Source organism: Trinickia sp. HAY1-2D (assembly GCF_056754935.1).
This window is the reverse complement of record NZ_JBPGWX010000001.1, coordinates 420,974-441,708: the sequence shown is the minus strand read 5'-3', so window position 1 is coordinate 441,708 and position 20,735 is coordinate 420,974. Positions and strand designations below refer to the sequence as shown.

Genomic DNA, 20,735 nt, shown 5'->3' with positions numbered 1-20,735 from the left:
CGAAGGGTACGGCGCGTGAGGATCGGCACACGCCGTAGCGGACCGAAAGCGACACGACAAACGCAATTCAAGCGGTACAGGCATCACAACCGGGGGAGTACCACCAAATGAACACGAAACTGAAGCACTCGGCGTGCCACGCGCCGCTGCGCTGCAAGATGAGCAGCGCAATCGTGGCGGCATTCCTGGGCGCGGGCCTTGCGGCCGCGCAGCCCAGCATGGCGCAGCCGAGTAAGGGTGCCACCGTGGCGCGGCCCGCGCCCGGCGCGCCGCTGCAGATGACGATCAGCATGACGCCGGTTCCGGCCGCTGGAGCTGCAGGCACCGCAGCCGCTGCCGCCGCGATCGCGCAGCCGTTGCGAGGGCCGAACTGCAAGGGTGACATCGGAAACGTGACGAACGTCGCGGTGCCCGTCGGCAAGTCCACGCTCGTTCAACTTGCCGAGCCGGCCCGCAACCGCTCGCTTGGCAACCCTACGGTCGTGATGGCTACGCTCGTCTCGCCGCGCACGCTGTACCTGGTCGGCATGTCCGTCGGCACGACGAACATGATAGTGCAAGGCGCGAGCGGCGCATGCCAGATGATCGACGTGATGGTCGGAGTCGATTCGGCAGGACTTCAGCAGTCGCTCTCGCAATTGCTGCCGGCCGAACATGACGTTCGCGTCTCGACCGCGGCAGGCAACCTCGTACTGACCGGCAACGCCTCCAGCGCCGCCGCCGCACAACAGGTGATGGAAATCGCGCGGGCGTATGCCAACGCGCAGCCGACCCAGCAATCCCAGTCGACCTCGAACGGCGCGGGCAATGGCATGAATGGAGCGAACGCTCAGTTCTCGAGCTCAGGTGGCTCGACCAACATCATCAACATGATGACGGTCGACTCGCCGCAGCAGGTCATGCTCGAAGTCAAGGTTGCCGAAGTGTCCAAAACGCTGCTGGACCAGCTCGGTTCTTCGCTCAATCTGCAAGGCGGCTTCGGTTCGTGGACCGGTGCGCTGGTGACGAGCCTGCTCACCGGTGCGCAAAGCATCATCGCGGGTAGCAAGGCAAACCGCCTGCCACTGAAAGCCGCCATCGACGCGCAAAAGACCGACGAACTCACCAAGATCCTCGCCGAGCCTAACATGGTCACGATCAGCGGCCAGGAAGCCTCGTTCCTCGCGGGCGGCAAGGTCTACATCCCCGTGGCGCAAAGCAGCTCCACGGGTGCGAATACCATCACACTTCAGGAAGAGGAGTTCGGCGTAGGGCTCAAGTTCACGCCGACCGTTCTCGGCAACGGACGCATCAACCTGAAGGTGGCTCCCGAGGTCTCGCAGCTCTCACCCACAGGCGTTTCGATCAGCGCGACGGGCGTCAATACCACCGCGATCCTGCCGCTCATCACGACCCGACGGGCGGCAACGACGGTGCAGATGAACGATGGCGAATCGTTTGCGATCGGCGGGCTCATCAGCAACAACATCACCGGAGCGCTCAAGGCGTTCCCTGGGCTCGGCGAGCTGCCCGTCATCGGCGCGCTCATGCGCAGCACCTCGTTTCAGCAGGACCGCACGGAGCTCGTGTTCATCATCACGCCGCACCTCGTGAAGCCGCTGCCGGTCGGGCGTTATCCGCTGCCGACGGACAGCTTTACGCAGCCGAAGGAAATCGACGTATATGCCACCGGCAACATGGAGGGTCGTGGCGCGACGCCGTCGAAGCCATCGCAAATGAACACGCCGTCGGCCGCGAATGCGCCTGCCGAGCCGAGCGTGCCACCCGCCCCGCCGGCACCGCACACGACCGAGCCCGCTGCTGTACCGGCTCCGCGCGCGCCAGCCTCGCCTGTCGAGACCAAGTCGCAGCCGCACGATACCGCGCATAACGCCCCGGCACCGGCGCCAGAGCCCGTCTCGACAAAACCGGTTTCGACCGCAGCGATCACGGCAGCCCCGATTGCGAGCGATCCGCCCCGGCAAACGCCAACGACGACGGCATGGGACGAGCAAGCGGTCCGCGCGGCCCGCATCGAAGCGACAGCCGCCCGGATAGCCGCCCACGACAAGCAGGCGCTCGCGATGTCGGGAACGCCGAAAGCCGCGACACGGCACTGAATGCGACAGCACAGGGGAAACCTCATGAAACTCGATCACATCCATTTCTTGCGCCGCACGCTCGCGTTGGCACCCATCGTAGGGGCACTCGGCGGGTGCATGACGAGCACGCCGATCTGGGACGCGCATTTCGGCGAGGCGGTCCGTGCGACCACGCAAGCGCAGATTCTCGATCCGCAGGCGGCCGAGCATCACCCATCGACGCAGGGCGTCAATGGAAGCGCGGCCGTCTCCGCAATGCAACGCTACGACAAGTCGTTCGATACACCGGCGCCGACGGCGAACCCGTTCGTCATCGGCATCGGCTCGGGTTCCAGCAGCGGTCAGTGAAATAGCGGGTATGGGAGGCGATCATGTATCACAACGGCCAACGAGGTAAGCGCGTCCTGTCCAGGCGAAAAGAGCGCGGCGCCGTGGCGATCATGGTCGCCTTGGCGATCGTCGCGCTGATCGGCTTCGTCGGTCTTGCCCTCGATCTCGGCAAGCTCTACGTCGTCAAGAGCGAACTCCAAAACAGCGCGGATTCGTGCGCGCTCGCCGCCGCCCGTGACCTGACGGGCGCCACTATCGACTTGTCAGTGCCCGAGGCCGCCGGCATCGCGGCCGGTCACTACAACTACGCGTTCTTCCAGAGCGCACCGGTGCAGCTCGCCACGGACAGCGACGTTCTATTCAGCGATTCGCTCAGCAACCCGTTCTTGACGAAAAGCGCGGTGTCGGCGCCGGCCACGATGAAGTACGTGAAATGCACAACTTCGCTGACGAATATTCCGAACTGGTTCATCCAGGTGCTGGATATGATCCCCGGCGTGTCAGTCGCCAACGCCGCGGTCAGCGCCTTCGCGGTTGCCACGATCAGCCCGGCTCAGACGACATGCGGCTTGCCGGTGTTTATCTGCTCGCCCGGCAGCGGACCCGGCTACAGCACTAGCTATACGCCCGGAACATGGATCGGCTCCAAGGATGGCCCGACGCCTCAATTCGGTCCCGGTTCGTTCGGCTGGGCGGCGCTGGACGGATCCAACAGCGCGAACGCGATCAAACAAGAACTGAGCGGCAATTTCTGCAGCATCCCGGCCACAGGTTTCAACGTCGGTACCGCAGGCAACAAATCAGCCGATACGGCAGCGTATAACACGCGGTTTGGGATTTACGCGAACCCCTACGACCAATCGAGCGCGACACCCGATTTCACGGGGTATGCGTACACTGCCCTGAGCTGGTCGCCAGGCTCGAATGCGTATGGCGATTTCGTCAGCCAGCGCTCGCGCTTCGCCGGTTACCAAAGCCCCTCCGACCTGACGGTAAGAGGATCGTCGGCGGGGACCAACTATGCGGCCGGCTCGGATCGGCGGCTCGCTCTGGCGCCGGAAGTGGACTGCTCCCTGCTCGACAACGGCAACTCCAGCCCGACGGTCCACCAGTTGCCCGTCATTCGATGGGACTGTGTGCTGATGCTCGATCCGATGCAGCAAAGCACGCCCACGAATCCGCTTCCGGTACATCTGGAGTACGAAGGCAAATCCACGGACGCCAGCGTGCCGTGCGCCACGCACGGCGTCCCGGGCAACAGCAACTCCGTTGGCCCTCTCGTTCCTGTACTCGTTCAATGAGCGGAGGCGACCATGAAAGCACCCAGGCAATATCCTAAGACCCGCCGGCAGGCGCGCGGCGCGGCGATGGTCGAGTTCGCCATCGTTCTGATCCCGCTCATCGTGCTGGTGATGGGCGTGGCCGAGTTCGGTCATGCGATCTGGCAGTACGAAGCTTTGACGAAGGGTACGCGCGATGCCGCGCGCTATCTGTCGACCTATCTGCCATCCGATCCCGCCTACCCCACCGCCTCGGCGCAGTGTCTTGTCGTCTACGGCAGCACGACCTGCCCCACGAGGGGCACGCCGCTCGTCAGCGGCCTGACGACGTCGATGGTGATCATTTGCGACGCTGGAAGTTCGGCCGGATGTACCGATTCGACGGACCCCACTACGTTCTCGAACGTGCCCACCTATGACACGAACAACGGTGCCGCGGGCGGCACGCAATCGGGCAGCATCAATCTCGTCGAAGTGAAGATCAAGGGATTTCCGTATAGCCCCATCGAGCCGTTTCTCGCGCTCGCGGCGTTCAATTTCGGCAACATCTTCACCATCATGAGACAGGTGTCATGAACGTGCACGCTAGACGCTTCGCTCTCTCTCAGCGCGCATCGCGCTCGGGCGCATCCCGGCGCGGGCAGCATGGGGCCGCCATCGTCGAATTCGCCATCGTCGCCGCGGTCTTCTGCACGCTGCTAGTCGGGATCTGCGAGTTTGGGCGCATCCTCTACTACTGGAATACCGCAAGCGAAGCCGTCCGCCTCGGCGCGCGGACTGCCGTCGTCTGCGATGCCGATGCGACGGTCATCAAGACACGCATCACGAGTCTGATGCCGCTACTCGCCGCATCGAACGTCGACGTCAGCTATTCGCCGTCCGGCTGCGATTCGGATGCCGATACGGCGCGCAACACTTGCACTTTCGTGACAGTCAGCGTCACGAACGTCAGCGTGCAGACGATGATCCCGTTCGTTCCGCTCACGCTCGCCATGCCGCCGCTCACAACCACGTTGCCGCGCGAAAGCCTCGCGACATCGACGGGCGGCACCGTTTGTCAATAACACTCGAACCGCTGGCCATACCATCATGATCGATATACTCAGCATCTCCAAAGACAGCTCGCGCCTTGCCCAGATCGTGCGATCGATCGGTGAATGCGGCAACTATCGGACGACGCGCACCCTCGGAAGCCCTTCTCAGCTCGCTCAGCGCGGCGACGGTCTCGATTCGTTCGATGTCCTGATCGTCGATGCGCTCGCGCTCGACGACGCCGAGCTTGCCGTCATCGCCGATCTGAACCGTCGCCACGAGCGGCTCACGTGCATCTTGCTCACGCCGGACGCGTCGCCTCAGACGCTGATCGCCGCCATGCGCGCCGGGTTTCGCGACGTACTGAGCTGGCCGCTCGATCAACAAGCGCTTAGCGAAGCGTTGCTGCGCGCCGAGAGCAAGCGATCATTGAGCGGCGCGCGGAACACGCGGATCGTCTCGTTCGTTTCCTGCAAGGGCGGCACCGGCACCACGCTGATCGCGAGCAACATCGCGCACGAGATCTCTCTGCAACGCCCGAATCGGGTGTTGCTGATCGATCTCAACCAGCTCTATGGCGATGCGGCTTTTCTCGTGACGGGGGATCCGCCGCCATCCACTCTGCCGCAGATGTGCGCGCAGGTGGAGCGAATGGATTTTGGCTTCCTCGACGCAAGCCTGCTACACGTCAGCGAGACGTTTCACGTGCTGGCGGGCGCGGGCGACCCGGTGAAGGCCGGCGAGATCGACCACGACAGACTCGAGTGGATTCTCGGCGTCGCCATGCCGCATTACGACTTCGTCGTGTTCGATGTGGGCCAATCGATCAATCCCCTCTCGATGCTCGCGCTCGATCGAAGCGACGAGATCCATATGGTCTTGCAGGCGAGCATGCCGCATGTGCGCGCGGGGCGGCGGCTGCGCGAAATCCTCGGCTCGCTGGGCTACGCATCCGACACGCTGCGCCTCGTCGTCAACCGCTATACGCGCGACTCCGAACGGGCGCGCACCGCGCTCGAGGACGTGCTGGACATGTCGCCCTATCAGGTGCTGCCGGAAGACGGCGACGTCGTGAACCGCGCGCTCGATGAGGGCGTTCCGATCTCCGACGTCAAGCGTACGAGCGCGCTGTCGCGCGGTCTGCAACAGCTCGCCCAGAACATCGTCGCCAGCGTGCCGGCGCCGACACGCGGTCGCGCGCGCACCGAGACGCGCACGCTGCGTTTCTTCGGACGCGGCGCAGCCCCCAAGCTCAAGACCATGTAAGGCAGGAACGAGGAGAACATCATGTCGCTGCGTGAACAGATATCGGGCCAATTCGTGAAGTCGTTTGGCGAGCGCACCGGCGCTCCGGGCGGCATGGTGCAGTCCACCTACCAGACACTGAAGCGCGACGTGCATCACGCCGTGCTCGATCAGGTTGAACTGGAGCGGCTCTCGCGCCTGCCCGTGGAACAGGTCCGCGACGAAATCGGTTCGCTGATCGGCCGGATTCTCGACGAGCAACGCGTTCCGGCGAACGATCAGGAGCGCAAGCAACTCGTGATCGACGTATATGACGAGATGTTCGGCTTCGGTCCGCTCGAAGTGCTGCTGCGCGATCCGACCGTGTCCGACATCCTCGTCAATACGTCGAAGCAAACCTACGTCGAGCGCAAGGGCCGGCTCGAATTGACCGACGTGATCTTCTATGACGACGCTCATCTCATGAAAGTCATCGAGAAGATCGTCTCGCGCGTGGGGCGCCGCATCGACGAATCGAACCCGATGGTCGATGCGCGGCTGCCCGACGGCTCCCGCGTCAATGCCATCATTCCGCCATCCGCCATCGACGGGCCGCTCGTCTCGATCCGGCGGTTCGCCGTCAATCCGTTGCAGATCTCGGATCTCGTCGATCTGCAAACGCTCACGCCCCCTATGGCACAAATGCTCGATGCACTGGCGCGCGCGAAGATCAATATCCTCGTGTCGGGCGGCACCGGTAGCGGCAAGACGACGCTGCTCAACATTCTGTCGGGCTTCATTCCCGAGGACGAGCGCATCGTCACGATCGAAGACGCCGCCGAGCTTCAGCTCAGGCAGCCGCATGTGCTGCGGCTCGAAACGCGGCCGCCGAACATCGAGGGGCGCGGGGAAATCACGCAGCGCACGCTGGTGCGCAACGCCCTGCGCATGCGTCCGGACCGAATCATCCTGGGCGAGGTGCGCGGCCCCGAGGCGCTCGACATGCTCGCCGCGATGAATACCGGTCATGAAGGCTCGCTCGCGACGATTCACGCCAATACGCCGCGCGACGCGCTGACGCGGCTCGAAAACATGATCAGCCTTGCTGGCATGGGGCTGCCGCCAAAGACGATGCGGCAACAGATCGCCTCGGCCATTTCCGTCGTCATTCAGGCCACACGCCTGACCGACGGCCGACGCAAAATCGTCAGCATTCAGGAGCTGACCGGCATGGAAGGCGAAATCATCAATATGCAGGAAATATTCGCGTTCAAGCGCTCGGGCGTCGACAGGAACGGTGCCGTGCGCGGTCACTTCGCGGCAACCGGCGTGCGGCCAAAATTCGCGGAGCGACTACACGCATTCGGCATCGATCTGCCCGACGAACTCTACGATCCGGCACGTCGCTACGAAACGACTTGATCCTGCGCCCGCTAGGAGGCCGACATGGACCCCATTTTCTACGCATTCATCGTCTTGCTGTTCGTGGCCGTTGTGCTCGCGATCGAAGGCGGCTATTTTTGGTGGAACAGCCAGCACGGGCCGGCCGCGCGCCGCGTCGAATCGCGCATTCGTGCGCTTTCGGCCGGCGGGCAACTGCAAAAGGAACGCCTGACGATCTTGAAGGACCGCATGCTGCGCGAATCGAGCGAGTTCGAAAAAGTCCTCATGCAGTTGCCACGCGTGCAGACCCTCGATCTGTTCATACAGCAATCCGGGCTGAACTGGTCTGCGACGCGGTTGATCGCGGTCAGCGTCGCCATACCGATCGTCGTGCTCGGCGTGGGCATGTTTCTGCCGGTGCAGCTCATGTTCGTAGCGCCAGGCGCGCTATCCACCAGCGCGCTGCCCTACCTTTACGTCCGCCGGCAGCGTCGGAAACGGCTCGAGCGGCTTGAAAAACAGCTGCCCGACGCAGCGGACACGATCAGCCGCGCCCTGCGCGCCGGCCATTCGTTCCCAAGCGCGATCGGCATGGTGGCAACCGAATTCCCCGAGCCCATGTCCGGAGAGTTTCGCATCACGTTCGACGAGATCAACTACGGCGTCCCGCTCAACAACGCACTGATGAACTTGGCGAAGCGCGTTCCGATCCGCGACTTGCGCTACTTCGTCATTGCCGTACTGATCCAGCGCGAGACCGGCGGCAATCTTGCGGAAGTGCTCGACAGCATCGCGATGCTGATTCGCGAGCGGTTCAAGCTGTACGACAAAGTCCGCGTCCTGGCGGCCGAGGGCAAGATGTCCGCGTGGGTACTCGGGCTGCTGCCGTTCATTACGGGCGGGGCCATGTTCGTCCTCAATCGCGGCTTCCTCGAGGTCCTATGGACCGATCCCGCCGGTGCCAAAGTGATCGGCGTCATGATCGGCTTGATGACAAGCGGCGTCTATTCGATGCGACGCATCATTCGCATCCGTGTTTGACGATTGCGGTGCGTTTTCGCACAACCCCTAACAACCAGGACACTCCATCATGCAATCCTTTTTCTCCGTGGATATGATGCTGCTGATCGGCCTGTTCGCATTCGTCTTTGCGGGTGCGCTCGGTGCGATGCTGATCATGTCGCCACCCGATATGAAAAAACGTATCGCACAGGCGGGAGGCATCTCGAGCGCTTCGGTATCGGCACCGTATGAGACAACGACCGCGGTCTGGCTGCAAAAGATCGCCGACATGTCGGAACCGATCGCCAAACTGTCGATTCCCAAGGAAGGCTGGGAAAATTCGGCGTTGCGCGTTCATTTGATGAACGCAGGCTGGCGCTCGTCGAATGCGGCACTGATCTATTTCGGGGCAAAAACCGCGCTGGCGTTGCTGCTGCCGCTCGCCGCACTGCCCTGGCTTGCGGGCTCCTCGCTCGCGGGCACGCCAATGGAGCTCGCGTCGGTGCTCGTCGTACTGGGCGCATTCGGCTACTACTTGCCGAACGTCATCCTCAAGCGACGTGTCAAATGGCGCAAGCGTGCGATATTCGAGGACTTCCCCGATGCCCTCGATCTTCTGACCGTCTGCATCGAAGCGGGGCTCAGCCTCGATGCCGGCCTCATGAAAGTCAGCGAGGAAATCAAGCTGCGCAGCGTGGTCGTGGCGAGCGAACTCGATCTGATGCTGCTTGAAATGCGTTCGGGCTTCACGCGCGAGAAGGCATTGCGTAATCTTTCGCTGCGCACGGGCGTGGAAGACATCGATTCATTCGCGACGATGCTGATTCAGGCCGAACGTTTCGGCACGAGCATCGCCGATTCGCTGCGCGTGCTGTCCGACACGCTGCGGACACGCAGACGCGCACGGGCCGAGGAACAGGCCGCGAAAATCGCGCTGAAGCTGCTGCTGCCGCTGGCGTTCTGCATCTTCCCGGCATTGCTGACGGTGTTGCTCGGGCCCGCGCTCATTCACGTCTATCGGATTCTCCTGCCGACGATGGCGGGCTCGGGAGGCTGACGCCTGGCCACCAATACGACCACCTCAAAACGACTTGGCCCTTCGCCGCACGACATGGTAAACAAACATTCGACCCATGCGCGCATCGAAGGAGCCAGCCGTGATCCGTAAAACCCTCAATGCTTCCCGCTTGCAGGATGAGGTATCCCGTCGGATTCACCGCATCCACGAACTCGTAGAGGACGGCGTCAAGATAAGCGTGCCCCGGCCGCAGAAACAAGAGCCCGATGCTTCAGGCTGCAATTGGACGATGAAGCATTTCGGCAATGCGGTGGGTTACGAACGGTTCGTCGCCGAGGTGCTGAAAGCAGTCCGCGCCGAATACAACCTATCCGACGACAGCGAGGCGAAAGACGTCCGCGATCCTTTCGGCGGTTAGCCCCACGCCGGCCGGCGATCTAACGGCCACCTGCCCGACCGGACTCTGCTTGCAGGTCGCGCGTTCTCGAAGCATCGGCTTCGCCGGGGATGATTCCGGCCGCGTCGCGCGCGTCGCGCACCTGGCGCGGCTGTTCGCCAATATCGGGAACCGGTGTCCGCATGAACGCCTGCACAAGCAGCTTCGCCGCGGCGCGGATCTGCCCGAGGCGGTGCCGATACGAAAGCGCACGCCATAAGCGGGCCGGATCGAATTCGGCATAGCGCGCCTCGCGTTCGATGAGCGCCTTACTGCCGGGCAGGTGCAGGAATTCGCACCGGCTGAACCAATAGAGATTACGGTGTGTATTGCCCGGCCAATGGCGGCCCACCGCCTGATAGGCTCCGACTTCCACGACCGATTGCCCCTGTTCCACGAGCAGGCAAAGCGCCGCCGAAATGAACGCTTCGTCGCCGTGATGATTCAGGTGGCCGATTTCGTCGATATAACGGCGGAAACAAGGCCTCGCCTGATCGACGAGGCGCTGGAGGAACGTCGCGGTACACAGTAAAAACTCGCCGCCGTACCAGCGCGGATTGACCAGGGACCGCCCCGCCGCAATTTCCAGATCGGCTATGACGCGCGGACTTCCGTACGCTGGAAACACCTGATCCGAAATATCGAAGACCCCCGCACCGAGCGTCGCCGCACGGTCGACGATCCCGCGCCCAAGCGGGCGCAACGCCACCATGTCGGTATCAAGCAATAAAAACAGCGCGTCGCGCGGCATGCGCTTCGCCACTTGCGCCATCAAATCGAGTTTGAAATGCGCCGCATAAAACGGCGTGGTCTTGGGCAGCGCCGTATGTGTCGTCTCGAGCTCGTGCACGACTGGCCGAGCGTGCTCGGGCACCGCGGCAAGAACTCTGTGAACCGTATCGACGGCGTTCGTATAGATATTGAGCCGGGGCATGCCAGCGCGCAGCAGCGACCTGTTCAGGCACACGGCCTGCCGCACATACGAAGTGGGATCCTTGCCCCGCCAGTTCGGGCTCGCGGCTGCCCCGCCGTCGAGATAGACGAGCGAGCACGGCATGATCTGCCGGGATGCTGTGCGCTGCAAATCCGCCAAGCGCCAAGGATCAGAGATGTGTCGTCTCGTCATTTGCGGTATCCGCCGCCCTGAATCACGACCGCCGACGCAATCCCCGTGCCCGCCAGCGGCGGTACATGTGCGTCGAGCGGCGCGGCCCCGTGCCGGATTCGTCGATCCGGCTCCGGTGGCAATGCGGGCTCTCTTTGGTTGGTCTCACGATTATCCTCACTATTACCTTGCCGTTTTCGCCATGTTGGCGTCAGCGTGCGCCCAACGATGTGAGCCATCGAACGCTTTCACGCCGATATCCGCGTTTCATCGTTCGAATCGCGGCCTCGGGGCGATTTGCGCCACAATGGCGAGACCGGCACAATGCCTTTTGTCCCTTTTCCGCCATGCCGCTCTCCGCGTTCATACCGTTTACGCCTGGCACGCTTTGGCGTTCGATCGTGCGCCGATCGAAACATGCCGTCGAGTCGGGCGCGTTGCATTCGATCGATACCGTCGCGACGACCGTCGAAGCTCGCGGCGTGCGCTTCGTGATACGGCAAGTGTCGAGCCTCGCGCGTAAGGCGAGCGAACGCCGTCGACAAGGCGAGCAAGACGAGCGAGGCGAACGTGAGACGCCTTCGGCCGATCCGTTCCTCCCCTATGATCCGGATCTATTTGTGGCCGATGTGTCGGCAACCCATGTCGCGCTGCTCAATAAATTCAATATCGTCGAGCACCACCTCGTGATTCCCACGCGTGCCTTCGAGGAGCAGGAGAACCTGCTCGGCTTGGCCGATTTCGAAGCGTGGTGTGCCTGCCTCGCCGAATTCGACGGCCTCGGCTTCTATAACGGCGGGGACGCAGCCGGAGCAAGTCAGCGGCACAAGCATATGCAGATCCTGCCGTTGCCGCTCGGCCTGGACGGCACGGGCGTCCCGATCGAAACGCTTTTTCCCGATGCGCAGCAGGGCGAGCAGGCCAGTACGCTGCCGCAGTTGCCCTTCGAGCATGCATTCACCTGGCTTACGCCCTCGGCGCCCGAGCGTGCCGCACGGGCGGCATTCGAGCGCTACGAGGCACTCCTGGACGCGCTCGACCTCGGTGTCGAGCGCCACGACGCTTCGGCTTGTCCGCCACAGCGCGCGCCCTACAGCCTGCTGTTCACCCCCCGCTGGATGCTGCTCGTGCCGCGGACGACCGAATGCGTCGAAGGCATTTCGATCAATGCGCTGGGCTTTGCCGGGTCGCTCGTGGTACGCGATGCCGCACAAATGGATACGATCCGGCAGCTCGGCCCGTTCGAAGTGCTGCGCCGCGTCGCGCGCGAATCTCGATCCGGTGTGTCGTCGGAATGAACGTACGCGTCGATTCTCCGGACTGCTCGACGATGTCGAAAACCTGTCTTTTCCGCGGCGCGGCTCGCATGGCGATAGCGTCGCTGTGTATCGCGCTCGCGGCATGTGCGTCCCTATCGCCGAGCTCGCGCGAGGCGCTCTATCGCGATCCCATTGCGCTGTTCCCGCTCGCGGCTTACGACCAAAATGTCGACCGCTGGATCGACCCGTCCAGCCCCAACTACGATCAGCCGTTTCTGAGCCCGCGCGAGCAGCGCGCCCATCTCGACGCGTTCTACGCGCGCTACTTCGGCACGCAGGCGAACGATCCTTCGCCCTGGAACGGCGCGTTCATCGCGGCGCGGCTCTACGGTCAGGGGGGAACGGATATCGCCGATCTCCAGCGCCGACACATCGCTCGTTACGACAACACGGGCAAGAGCGAACGGCGCATCGGCTATGGACAGAACTATCGGCCGCATACCGTCGCGTGGATCGATTCCATCGAAACGAACATGGATATCGCACAGTTCACACGAGCCCCTCGCTACACGGAAGCGGCGCGCGCGATCGCCACCGACAATCTATTCGTGCGCGAACTCCCGACGACCGACCCGTCGTACTACTCGCACCAACTCGCCGGCGAGGGCTATCCGTTCGATAACCTGCAGGTGACGGCCGTCCGGCCCGGCACGCCGCTCTATGTGATCGGCCGCAGCGCGGATCGCGCCTGGGCTTACGTGCAGACACCCGATGTGCAGGGATGGGTGCAGGCGCCGGGTGTCGCGAGCGTCGACGAAGCCTTCGTCTCGCGATGGCGTGCGACCGCGCGCGCGGCATGGGGTGCGGTCGTCGCCGCGTCGGTCCCCGTCAGCGACGACACCGGCGCGTTCCGCTTTTACGCTCCCGCCGGCACCCTGCTGCCGTTGGCGACGCCGAGCTTACCGGGTGCCGACGCGACCCGAACCGGCGCTTATCCGGTATGGGTCCCCGTGCGCGACATCGACGGCCATGCCGTCATCCATCGCGCCACGCTGCGCGCTTCCGAGATCGCGCCGATGCCGTTCGCCGCGACGCCGAGACATTTGGCGCTGCTGATGAAAGCACTGATCGGGCGCCCCTACGGTTGGGGCAACATCGGGCTTTATAACGATTGCTCGTCGGAACTGCAGAGCATCTTTGCTGCGTTCGGCGTATGGTTGCCGCGTCACTCATCGACCCAGATGGGCGCGGGCCGCATGACCGATCTATCCGGCGCCAAACCCGCCGAGCGCATCGCATACCTCGTCGAGCATGGCGCGCCGATGCGCACGCTCGTCTATATCGGCGGCCACGTCATGCTCTACCTGGGCAATACGGTTCGGGACGGCCAGACCGTCCCGCTCGTCTATCAGGACATCTGGGGCCTGCGGCCGGCCGACAACAGCCGGCGCGCCGTGATCGGCGGCTCGGTGATTTTTCCGCTTTTATCGAGCATTCCGGAAGACCCCCTTTTGCAATCGCTTGCCGCCACCCCGGTGTTCCAAATCAGCATCCTCGGCGAGCCGAGAGGCGCGACACCCGCCCCGGACGAGGACAATGCAGCGGGCTGACGGGCGCGCCCCCGCCCCTATTGCGGCAACGTCTCGCCGCGCGTCTCCGGTGCGAAGGGAATGATGAAAAGGCCGACGACGAACGCGATCGCCGTCAACGCGACGGGCACGCCCAGCGTATGTGTCTGCACGACGGCGGCGCCGAGCAGAAAATTCACCGCGGCGCCGACGAAACGGCCGAACGAAGTACAAAAGGCGAACGCCGTTGCCCGGACGCGCGTCTCGAACTGCTCGGGCAACCACAGACTGAACAGCGCGAAGTTTCCGCCAAAAAAGCCCAGCGCAAAAAGCCATGCAATGAACGGCGCAAGACCGTTCGGCAAATAGAAGGCCCAGCCGAAGCTTCCGACGATCGAAACCGCCATGCCGGCAAAGTAGAAGGCGAGCGTCTTTTTGCGGCCAATGCGCTCGGCGAGCGGCGGCAACGCGAGGCAGCCGAGAATCGTGCCGATCGACAGCAGCCCCGTTGCGAGCGATGCCGTCTTGATCGCATCGGCCTTGCCCATCCCGGCCTTCACGGCGAGCTGGATGACGGCCGACGGCTCATAAACGGCACCGGCCCAGAGCCCGACGATGGCAATGGTCAGCAATGCGCACGCCACCCAGGTTCGGCGCCGATAGCCGGCGCCGAGAATCTCACGCAGCGGGTGCGAATGCACGACGCGCGCTTCGACCTTCTGCCACTTCTCCGGCTCTTTCACGCGCAGCAGGATCAGGATGGCGACGACGACGGGGACGGCGCCCGTCAAAAACATCGCGCGCCAGCCGAAATGCACGCCAACGGTGTAGTTGAGTGCGGCCGCGAGGAAAAAGCCCGCGTAGTATCCGGTCTGCAGGTAGCCAGCGCCCATCTTGCGGCGGTCCTCCGGCCATGCTTCGGCGACGTACGTGCCCGCAAGCGCCCATTCGCCGCCGATCCCGACCCCCGCCAGGAATCGAAAGAAGCCCAGTTGCCAGACATCGTGGGCGGTGGCGGAAAGACCCGTGAAAATAGCGAACGTGAAGATCGTCCCGGCCAGCACCTTGGTACGCCCGAAGCGGTCGGCGAGCGGCCCCCAGATGAAGGACAACCCCCAGCCCACGAGGAACAGAGCAAAGAGAATCGAGCCCGCGAGCCCGATGTTGGCCGGCGTTGCCGCGTAGCCGGAACGCGGCAGCAATTCCGTCAGCGCGGGCGTCAGCACCAACGCATAGATGAACGAATCCATCCCGTCCAACGTCCATCCCGCCCACGCGCCCCAGAAGCCCGCAATCTGCGAACGATTGAGCGGCGTGCGACGTCGCGCGGCGCGCGCGCTATCGGTTATCGAATTCATCAGACTCCTCCTAAGGTACTGTTCGACGGTTCAGCCCCGCGGAACTCCCCGTGCATGCCGCCCAGGGTTTGTCCCATTTCTATATCGAATATTTTGTATATAATATCGACCATGATGAACGAAGCAACGGATCGTTTACCCTTGGGCACCGGCGACGCGCTGCCGCGCGGCACCCTCTCGATCGCGCCGCGCACGAGCGCGGCGAAAATGGTGGCCGACGCGTTGCGCGCGGCCATCGTCGACGGCACGCTCGCACCCGGTGCGCCGCTCCGGCAAGACGCGCTCGCGCGTCACTTCTCCGTCAGCGCGATTCCGGTTCGCGAGGCGCTGCGCCAGCTCGAAACCGAGGGCTGGGCAAAAGTCGAAATGAACAAGGGCGCGACGGTGGCTCCGTTGAGCGCGGACGAAGCACGCGAGATCTACGAGATCCGGGCCTCGCTGGAAAGCCTCGCCATCGCGTGCGCGATTCCGGCGCACACCGACGCGACACTGCACGACGCTCAAGCGCTTTGCGAGGCGGCACGCCTGGAGCCCGATCCGGCGCTTTACGTCGCGCGCAACGAGGCGTTTCATATGAGCCTCTATGCGCCGTCACGGCGCCCCCAGCTCATCGAACTGATCACCACGCTGCATCGCCGCGGCGAGCGCTACCTGCGCGTGAAGTTCGGCCTGCCCGATCACAAAAGCGTGTCCGATCGCGAGCATGCGGCGTTGATGCGGGCGATTCGCAAGCGCGACATCCCCACGGCGCAGAAATTGTTGAGCGCGCATTTGCTCGGTACCGGAGAATTGCTCTACCGCCTCCTGCGCGAAAGCGGGAACGAGAACATGAATGCGTCCGGCGCGGCAACGAATGCCAACGCGGCACATAAGCGCCGCGCGGCAGCGCCAAAATTGCTGAAAGACTGATCGCCGTGCGCTCCCTCACCGAGCCACCCATTTCGAGCCAACCCGAGCCGACTTGCCGATGAATTCCGTTGCCGACACGACCGCCAAACGCTCATGGACCACCTTGCGGGACGAAAAAGCGCGGCGCATGGCCGTCGTCTCGCCGTGGCTCGCCGATGGGGTGCTACCTCGCGAGCGCATCGTCGATGCGCTCGAAGCGCTGATTCGCCCCGGCGACCGCGTGGCCCTCGAAGGGGACAACCAGAAGCAGGCGGACTTTCTCTCGCGCTCGTTCGCACAAGTGGATCCGGCGACGGTCAGCGGGGTGCACCTGCTCATTTCGAGCATCAGCCGCCCCGAGCATCTGACGCTGTTCGAGCGCGGCATCGCGCACAAGGTCGACTTCTCGTTCGCAGGGCCGCAGAGCCTGCGCGTCGCGCAATTGCTCGAAGACGGTCAGCTAGAAATCGGCGCCATCAATACTTATGTCGAGCTCTACGCGCGCATGTTCGTCGATTTGACGCCGCATGTAGCGCTGCTGTGCGCCGAAAAGGCCGACCGTCACGGCAACCTCTATACGGGACCGAACACCGAGGACACGCCGACGATCGCCGAAGCGGCCGCATTCCGGCACGGCATCGTGATCGTTCAGGTCAACGAAATAGTCGACGTCTTGCCGCGCGTCGACATTCCCGGATCGTGGGTCGATGTGGTAGTCGTCGCGGACCGGCCGTTTGCCGTCGAACCGCTTTTCACGCGCGATCCGCGTCATATCGGCGATCTGCAGGTGCTCACCGCGATGATGACGATACGCGGCATCTACGAAGCCTACGGCGTCACCTCGCTGAATCATGGCATCGGGTTCGACACGGCCGCGATCGAATTGATCTTGCCGACCTATGGCGCCGAGCTGGGCCTGAAGGGCAAGATCTGCCGCAACTGGACGCTGAACCCGCATCCCACGTTGATACCGGCGATCGAATCGGGCTGGGTCGAGAGCGTTCATTGCTTCGGCAGCGAAGTCGGCATGGAAGCCTACATCGCCGCGCGGCCCGACGTATTCTTCACCGGCAGCGACGGCAGCTTGCGCTCGAACCGCGTGCTGTGCCAACTGGCGGGACAATACGGCGTCGATCTTTTCATCGGCTCGACGCTGCAGATCGACGCCGATGCCAATTCGTCGACGGTCACGCGCGGGCGGCTGGCAGGATTCGGCGGCGCGCCGAACATGGGCCACGATCCGCGCGGGCGCCGTCATGCGACGGAGCCGTGGCTCAAGCTCCTGACGGCGCAGGCGCCAGCCGCGGGCGCCGAACGCGCGGAGATCGCGCGTGGCCACAAGCTCGTCGTCCAGCTGGCCGAGACGTACAAAAAAGGCGGGGAGCCGACTTTCGTCGACGAACTCGACGCGGTGGCCGTGGGCGCCAAGAGCGGCATGGCGATCGCGCCCGTCATGATTTACGGCGACGACGTCAGCCACGTGGTCACGGAAGAAGGCATCGCCTATCTGCACAAGGCCCAAGGTATCGAGGAGCGGCGCGCCGCGCTCGCGGCCGTAGCCGGCGTGACGCCGATCGGCCTGCGCGCGAAGCCCGAGCGCACGGCCGAGTTGCGGCGGCGCGGTATCGTCGCCTATCCGGAAGACCTCGGCATCCGCCGCGCGCAAGCGAAACGCTCTCTGCTCGCGGCACGCAGCATCGACGATCTCGTGGCATGGTCGGGCGGTCTGTATGCGCCCCCTGCCCGTTTCAGGAGCTGGTAACCCGTGTCCCCCGCCCCGATGCGCGTCCCGGCGCACACCGCCCGCGAGCTTCGCGACAGCGCGTCCGATCCGACGTCGCTCCTCGCCGCGTTGGCGGTGGAGGCGCTGATCGAGGAAGCGCAGTTGACGCCGAAACCCGCGCTCGTCGACCGGCGCGGCAGCGGGGCTCATCGCGATCTCGATCTCGCGCGCATGTTGCGCTCGGCGCACGCGCTCGAACCCACGTTCGCCGCACTGGCGCGCGCGGCCCGAGGGCAGCGGCCGTCCGCCGCGCTGCGCAGCGAGCTCGCCGCACTCGGCCGCGCGGGCGAAATAGCGATGATGGCGGCCACCAACGGCAGCAATGCACATCGCGGTGCAATCTGGATCATCGGCCTGCTCGTTGCGGGCGCAACGATCGCGCACGACACCGAACGCGCCTGGCAGCCTCGCAGCATCTGCGCCTACGGTGCGCGAATCGCCTGCTTCCCCGATTACGCGGCGCCGTTGCCGCCGGCCGACAGCAACGGTGCGCGCGTTCGCCAACGGTATGGCGTGGGCGGCGCGCGCCGCGAGGCGCAAGACGGCTTTCCGCACGTGATCGAGCATGGCCTGCCTGCGCTCGAGGCAGCGCGGCGACGCGGTCACGGCGAAAACGCCGCGCGCATCGACGCCCTGCTCGCCATCATGGTCTCGCTCGACGACACCTGTCTGCTGCATCGCGCAGGCCCGCCGGCACTCGAGGCCGCTCAACGCGGCGCACGCGAAGTGCTCGCCTGCGGCGGCAGCGCGAGCCTTGCGGGCCGGGCGGCGCTTTACCGGCTGGACCGCCGCCTCGTCGCGATGAACGCATCGCCGGGCGGTGCGGCCGATCTTCTTGCAGCCACCCTCTTCATCGACAAGCTGGTGCGGTACGGCACCGGCAGGAGCCCAGACGAATGGAGCATTTAACGTTCGAGTATCCCGCGCAACATACCGTGACATCGCGCGCGCATGTTGGCGTGGTCGGTTCGGGCGATCTCGAAGTGCTGTTGTGGCCGAACGACGCAATGCGCACGCAGGTCGCCGTTCAAACGAGCGTCGACGGTTACGGCCATATCTGGAAGAGCGTGCTCGATCGCTTCTTCTCGCGCTTCGACGGCGCCGTGCGCGTCGAAATCAACGATTTCGGCGCGACGCCGGGTGTCGTTTCGCTGCGCCTGGCCGAAGCGGTAGAGGCCGTGCAAGCCGCGCGGGACGCTGGCGGCGCGGCTGACCCGGGAGCCCCGCGATGACCGATCAAGCAATCACGGCCGCGCCCTTCGTCGCGCGCGAGAGCTTCATCGAACTGGGGGCGCGCGAACGCGCTCGCGCCTTGCTCGATCCGGGCACATTCCGCGAACTCCTGGGACCGTTCGATCGGCTCACTTCCCCCTGGCTGCCGTTGCAAGGCATCGTCTGCCAGGCCGATGACGGCGTCGTCATCGCGCGCGGCACCATCGACGGCGCACCGGCCGTCGTGGCGGCGATCGAATCGGCGTTTCAGGGCGGCAGCATCGGGGAGGTGGCGGGCAGCAAGATCGCCGGGGCCCTCGAGCTCGCGCTGCGCGATTGCGAAAACGGGCGGCCCGTGCTCCCCGTCATCGTCTTCGAAACCGGCGGCGTGCGTCTGCAGGAAGCCAACCTCGGCTTGGCCGTCATCGCGGAGATCCAGTCGGCCATCGTCTCGTTGCGCCGCCACGTCCCTGTCGTCGGCGTGATCGCCGGCATGGTGGGGTGCTTCGGCGGCATGTCGCTCGCCGCCGCGCTCTGCACGCGGCTCGTCATGACGCGGCAGGGGCGCCTCGGCATGAATGGCCCGGAGGTCATCGAACAGGAAGCGGGCATCGACGAACTCGACGCCACCGATCGTCTGCGCATTTGGCAATTGATCGGCGGCGCCCAACGGGTCGCTTCGGGTTTTGCGGACATGCTCGTCGAGGACGACGCCAGCGCGATCGCAACGGCGGTGCACGTCGCCTTTTCGCAAGGCGTGGCGAGCCCGCACCGCAGCGAGGCGGTCCAGCGCTATCTGGACAGCCTCGCGCGCATCGATCCGGCGACGGTCGCACCCGAGGCGATGCGCGCCGTGTTCCGCCCCTGCGGCCAGCAAGACGCATGCGATGACCCGGCTTGCGAGCAGCACGCCGCGCCGCAAGCGAATCGTGAGGAGTCCCAATGAACGAAGCTCCCCTGACCCGCGGCGAGCGCTGGATGCGGGCACTCGCGGGCCAGCCGGCGACACCGGCCCCCGTCTGGTGTGCCGACGCACCGCTTGGCGGCACGCGCACGCGCTTCATCGCCGTCGTGCCTGACGAACGGAACCGCTTCGTGCGCGCGCGCGAGAACGTGGTCGGACTGGAGCAGGGATGGCTGCTCGCACGCGCAGTGCGGCAGGCCATCGACGAAGATGCCGCGAGCGCCCGGCCGCGTCCGATCGTCGCCATCGTCGACGTCAAAAGCCAAGCCTACGGCTATCGCGAGGAAATGCTCGGCATTCATCTCGCCTGCGCAGCAGCCGTCGATGCCTATGCCAGCGCGCGGCTCGCAGGGCATCGTGTCGTCGCGCTGATCGTGGGCCCGGCGATGTCGGGCGCGTTCCTCGCGCACGGGTATCAAGCGAACCGGATTCTGGCGCTCGACGCGCCCGGCACGATGGTCCACGCAATGGGCAAGGATGCGGCGGCGCGCGTCACGCGCCGCTCGGTCGAAGCGCTCGACGCGCTCGGCGAGACCGTCACGCCGATGTCGTACTCGTTATCGGCCTTCGCCAAACTCGGCCTGCTCGATCGTCTCGTCACGGATGTCGATGCGGATGCGCCCACCGCCGCGCAGATCGAACGCGTGCGCGACGCGCTCGTCGAAGCCATCGCCGGCATAGACGGCGGCGAGCGCGACCTGTCCCGCCGGCTCGACAACGAAGCGGCCCGATCGACGCGCGCGGCTTCCATCGAGGTACGACGACGGCTCACAGCGCAATGGGACGCGGCCTGAGCGCGGGAGCGGCATTCA

Annotated in this window: 20 protein-coding genes; 18 read left to right on the top strand and 2 right to left on the bottom strand. The window is 64.6% G+C overall.

The window, feature by feature from the left end; all coding sequences use genetic code 11:
• Window positions 1-107: 107 nt before the first annotated feature.
• From ACR9ZC_RS01930 to ACR9ZC_RS01885, 10 genes are all read left to right on the top strand, one after another.
• Entirely contained in the window at window positions 108-2,099 is a 1,992-nt protein-coding gene (locus ACR9ZC_RS01930; RefSeq protein ID WP_481578897.1) for a type II and III secretion system protein family protein, read from the top strand.
• A 24-nt stretch (window positions 2,100-2,123) separates the two neighbouring features.
• Window positions 2,124-2,429, top strand: coding sequence for a hypothetical protein (locus ACR9ZC_RS01925; RefSeq protein WP_481578896.1), 306 nt, complete (start codon window positions 2,124-2,126; stop codon window positions 2,427-2,429).
• Window positions 2,430-2,452: 23 nt separating this feature from the next.
• Window positions 2,453-3,712 (top strand): pilus assembly protein TadG-related protein, encoded by a 1,260-nt coding sequence (locus tag ACR9ZC_RS01920; RefSeq protein WP_481578895.1) that lies wholly within the window; start codon window positions 2,453-2,455, stop codon window positions 3,710-3,712.
• 12 nt (window positions 3,713-3,724) lie between these two features.
• Window positions 3,725-4,267 (top strand): TadE/TadG family type IV pilus assembly protein, encoded by a 543-nt coding sequence (locus ACR9ZC_RS01915; protein ID WP_481578894.1) that lies wholly within the window; start codon window positions 3,725-3,727, stop codon window positions 4,265-4,267.
• A 2-nt stretch (window positions 4,268-4,269) separates the two neighbouring features.
• Window positions 4,270-4,755 (top strand): TadE/TadG family type IV pilus assembly protein, encoded by a 486-nt coding sequence (locus ACR9ZC_RS01910; protein WP_481579690.1) that lies wholly within the window; start codon window positions 4,270-4,272, stop codon window positions 4,753-4,755.
• A gap of 25 nt (window positions 4,756-4,780) precedes the next feature.
• On the top strand, window positions 4,781-5,989 hold the full coding sequence (locus tag ACR9ZC_RS01905; RefSeq protein WP_481578893.1) for a CpaE/TadZ family protein: 1,209 nt from the start codon (window positions 4,781-4,783) through the stop codon (window positions 5,987-5,989).
• A gap of 21 nt (window positions 5,990-6,010) precedes the next feature.
• On the top strand, window positions 6,011-7,369 hold the full coding sequence (locus tag ACR9ZC_RS01900; protein WP_481578892.1) for a TadA family conjugal transfer-associated ATPase: 1,359 nt from the start codon (window positions 6,011-6,013) through the stop codon (window positions 7,367-7,369).
• A 24-nt stretch (window positions 7,370-7,393) separates the two neighbouring features.
• Window positions 7,394-8,371 carry a type II secretion system F family protein gene (locus ACR9ZC_RS01895; protein WP_481578891.1) on the top strand — a complete coding sequence of 326 codons (978 nt, stop codon included), beginning with the start codon at window positions 7,394-7,396 and terminating at the stop codon, window positions 8,369-8,371.
• A 49-nt stretch (window positions 8,372-8,420) separates the two neighbouring features.
• Window positions 8,421-9,389, top strand: coding sequence for a type II secretion system F family protein (locus ACR9ZC_RS01890; protein ID WP_481578890.1), 969 nt, complete (start codon window positions 8,421-8,423; stop codon window positions 9,387-9,389).
• Between the two features lie 100 nt (window positions 9,390-9,489).
• Window positions 9,490-9,768, top strand: coding sequence for a hypothetical protein (locus tag ACR9ZC_RS01885; protein WP_481578889.1), 279 nt, complete (start codon window positions 9,490-9,492; stop codon window positions 9,766-9,768).
• 19 nt (window positions 9,769-9,787) lie between these two features.
• On the opposite strand, the gene ACR9ZC_RS01880 is transcribed toward ACR9ZC_RS01885, so the two are convergent.
• Window positions 9,788-10,912, bottom strand: a complete 1,125-nt coding sequence (locus ACR9ZC_RS01880; protein WP_481578888.1) for a hypothetical protein — start codon at window positions 10,910-10,912, stop codon at window positions 9,788-9,790.
• 326 nt (window positions 10,913-11,238) lie between these two features.
• On the opposite strand from ACR9ZC_RS01880, the gene ACR9ZC_RS01875 reads away from it, so the two are divergent.
• Both ACR9ZC_RS01875 and ACR9ZC_RS01870 read left to right on the top strand, forming a co-directional pair.
• On the top strand, window positions 11,239-12,189 hold the full coding sequence (locus tag ACR9ZC_RS01875; RefSeq protein ID WP_481578887.1) for an ATP adenylyltransferase family protein: 951 nt from the start codon (window positions 11,239-11,241) through the stop codon (window positions 12,187-12,189).
• A gap of 32 nt (window positions 12,190-12,221) precedes the next feature.
• Complete coding sequence (locus ACR9ZC_RS01870) at window positions 12,222-13,760, top strand: SH3 domain-containing protein (protein WP_481578886.1); 1,539 nt, start codon at window positions 12,222-12,224, stop codon at window positions 13,758-13,760.
• A gap of 17 nt (window positions 13,761-13,777) precedes the next feature.
• On the opposite strand, the gene ACR9ZC_RS01865 is transcribed toward ACR9ZC_RS01870, so the two are convergent.
• On the bottom strand, window positions 13,778-15,076 hold the full coding sequence (locus ACR9ZC_RS01865; protein WP_481578885.1) for an MFS transporter: 1,299 nt from the start codon (window positions 15,074-15,076) through the stop codon (window positions 13,778-13,780).
• 114 nt (window positions 15,077-15,190) lie between these two features.
• Between ACR9ZC_RS01865 and ACR9ZC_RS01860 the strand changes: the two genes are divergently transcribed.
• Genes ACR9ZC_RS01860 through mdcE form a run of 6 tightly spaced genes read left to right on the top strand, consistent with a single transcriptional unit; the run spans window position 15,191 to window position 20,717 of the window.
• The gene (locus tag ACR9ZC_RS01860) at window positions 15,191-15,985 is read left to right on the top strand and encodes a GntR family transcriptional regulator (protein WP_481579689.1); all 795 of its coding nucleotides are present in this window, start codon (window positions 15,191-15,193) and stop codon (window positions 15,983-15,985) included.
• Between the two features lie 58 nt (window positions 15,986-16,043).
• Complete coding sequence (mdcA, locus tag ACR9ZC_RS01855; RefSeq protein WP_481578884.1) at window positions 16,044-17,726, top strand: malonate decarboxylase subunit alpha; 1,683 nt, start codon at window positions 16,044-16,046, stop codon at window positions 17,724-17,726.
• An 18-nt stretch (window positions 17,727-17,744) separates the two neighbouring features.
• Window positions 17,745-18,656: a triphosphoribosyl-dephospho-CoA synthase gene (locus ACR9ZC_RS01850; RefSeq protein WP_481579688.1), complete on the top strand. Its 912-nt coding sequence runs from the start codon at window positions 17,745-17,747 to the stop codon at window positions 18,654-18,656.
• Window positions 18,644-18,979 (top strand): malonate decarboxylase subunit delta, encoded by a 336-nt coding sequence (locus ACR9ZC_RS01845; protein ID WP_481578883.1) that lies wholly within the window; start codon window positions 18,644-18,646, stop codon window positions 18,977-18,979. The genes ACR9ZC_RS01850 and ACR9ZC_RS01845 overlap by 13 nt, the downstream gene beginning before the upstream one ends.
• Window positions 18,976-19,905, top strand: a complete 930-nt coding sequence (locus ACR9ZC_RS01840; RefSeq protein WP_481578882.1) for a biotin-independent malonate decarboxylase subunit beta — start codon at window positions 18,976-18,978, stop codon at window positions 19,903-19,905. The genes ACR9ZC_RS01845 and ACR9ZC_RS01840 overlap by 4 nt, the downstream gene beginning before the upstream one ends.
• Window positions 19,902-20,717 carry a biotin-independent malonate decarboxylase subunit gamma gene (mdcE, locus tag ACR9ZC_RS01835; protein WP_481578881.1) on the top strand — a complete coding sequence of 272 codons (816 nt, stop codon included), beginning with the start codon at window positions 19,902-19,904 and terminating at the stop codon, window positions 20,715-20,717. The genes ACR9ZC_RS01840 and mdcE overlap by 4 nt, the downstream gene beginning before the upstream one ends.
• Window positions 20,718-20,735: the final 18 nt, after the last annotated feature.

What these genes read in the sequence shown, in the direction of transcription:
- ACR9ZC_RS01930 (WP_481578897.1), top strand. Translation starts at nt 108, where the DNA reads ATGAACACGAAACTGAAGCACTCGGCGTGCCACGCGCCGCTGCGCTGC.
- ACR9ZC_RS01925 (WP_481578896.1), top strand. Translation starts at nt 2,124, where the DNA reads ATGAAACTCGATCACATCCATTTCTTGCGCCGCACGCTCGCGTTGGCA.
- ACR9ZC_RS01920 (WP_481578895.1), top strand. Translation starts at nt 2,453, where the DNA reads ATGTATCACAACGGCCAACGAGGTAAGCGCGTCCTGTCCAGGCGAAAA.
- ACR9ZC_RS01915 (WP_481578894.1), top strand. Translation starts at nt 3,725, where the DNA reads ATGAAAGCACCCAGGCAATATCCTAAGACCCGCCGGCAGGCGCGCGGC.
- ACR9ZC_RS01905 (WP_481578893.1), top strand. Translation starts at nt 4,781, where the DNA reads ATGATCGATATACTCAGCATCTCCAAAGACAGCTCGCGCCTTGCCCAG.
- ACR9ZC_RS01900 (WP_481578892.1), top strand. Translation starts at nt 6,011, where the DNA reads ATGTCGCTGCGTGAACAGATATCGGGCCAATTCGTGAAGTCGTTTGGC.
- ACR9ZC_RS01895 (WP_481578891.1), top strand. Translation starts at nt 7,394, where the DNA reads ATGGACCCCATTTTCTACGCATTCATCGTCTTGCTGTTCGTGGCCGTT.
- ACR9ZC_RS01890 (WP_481578890.1), top strand. Translation starts at nt 8,421, where the DNA reads ATGCAATCCTTTTTCTCCGTGGATATGATGCTGCTGATCGGCCTGTTC.
- ACR9ZC_RS01880 (WP_481578888.1), bottom strand. Translation starts at nt 10,912, where the DNA reads ATGACGAGACGACACATCTCTGATCCTTGGCGCTTGGCGGATTTGCAG.
- ACR9ZC_RS01875 (WP_481578887.1), top strand. Translation starts at nt 11,239, where the DNA reads ATGCCGCTCTCCGCGTTCATACCGTTTACGCCTGGCACGCTTTGGCGT.
- ACR9ZC_RS01870 (WP_481578886.1), top strand. Translation starts at nt 12,222, where the DNA reads ATGTCGAAAACCTGTCTTTTCCGCGGCGCGGCTCGCATGGCGATAGCG.
- ACR9ZC_RS01865 (WP_481578885.1), bottom strand. Translation starts at nt 15,076, where the DNA reads ATGAATTCGATAACCGATAGCGCGCGCGCCGCGCGACGTCGCACGCCG.
- ACR9ZC_RS01860 (WP_481579689.1), top strand. Translation starts at nt 15,191, where the DNA reads ATGAACGAAGCAACGGATCGTTTACCCTTGGGCACCGGCGACGCGCTG.
- mdcA (WP_481578884.1), top strand. Translation starts at nt 16,044, where the DNA reads ATGAATTCCGTTGCCGACACGACCGCCAAACGCTCATGGACCACCTTG.
- ACR9ZC_RS01850 (WP_481579688.1), top strand. Translation starts at nt 17,745, where the DNA reads ATGCGCGTCCCGGCGCACACCGCCCGCGAGCTTCGCGACAGCGCGTCC.
- ACR9ZC_RS01845 (WP_481578883.1), top strand. Translation starts at nt 18,644, where the DNA reads ATGGAGCATTTAACGTTCGAGTATCCCGCGCAACATACCGTGACATCG.
- ACR9ZC_RS01840 (WP_481578882.1), top strand. Translation starts at nt 18,976, where the DNA reads ATGACCGATCAAGCAATCACGGCCGCGCCCTTCGTCGCGCGCGAGAGC.
- mdcE (WP_481578881.1), top strand. Translation starts at nt 19,902, where the DNA reads ATGAACGAAGCTCCCCTGACCCGCGGCGAGCGCTGGATGCGGGCACTC.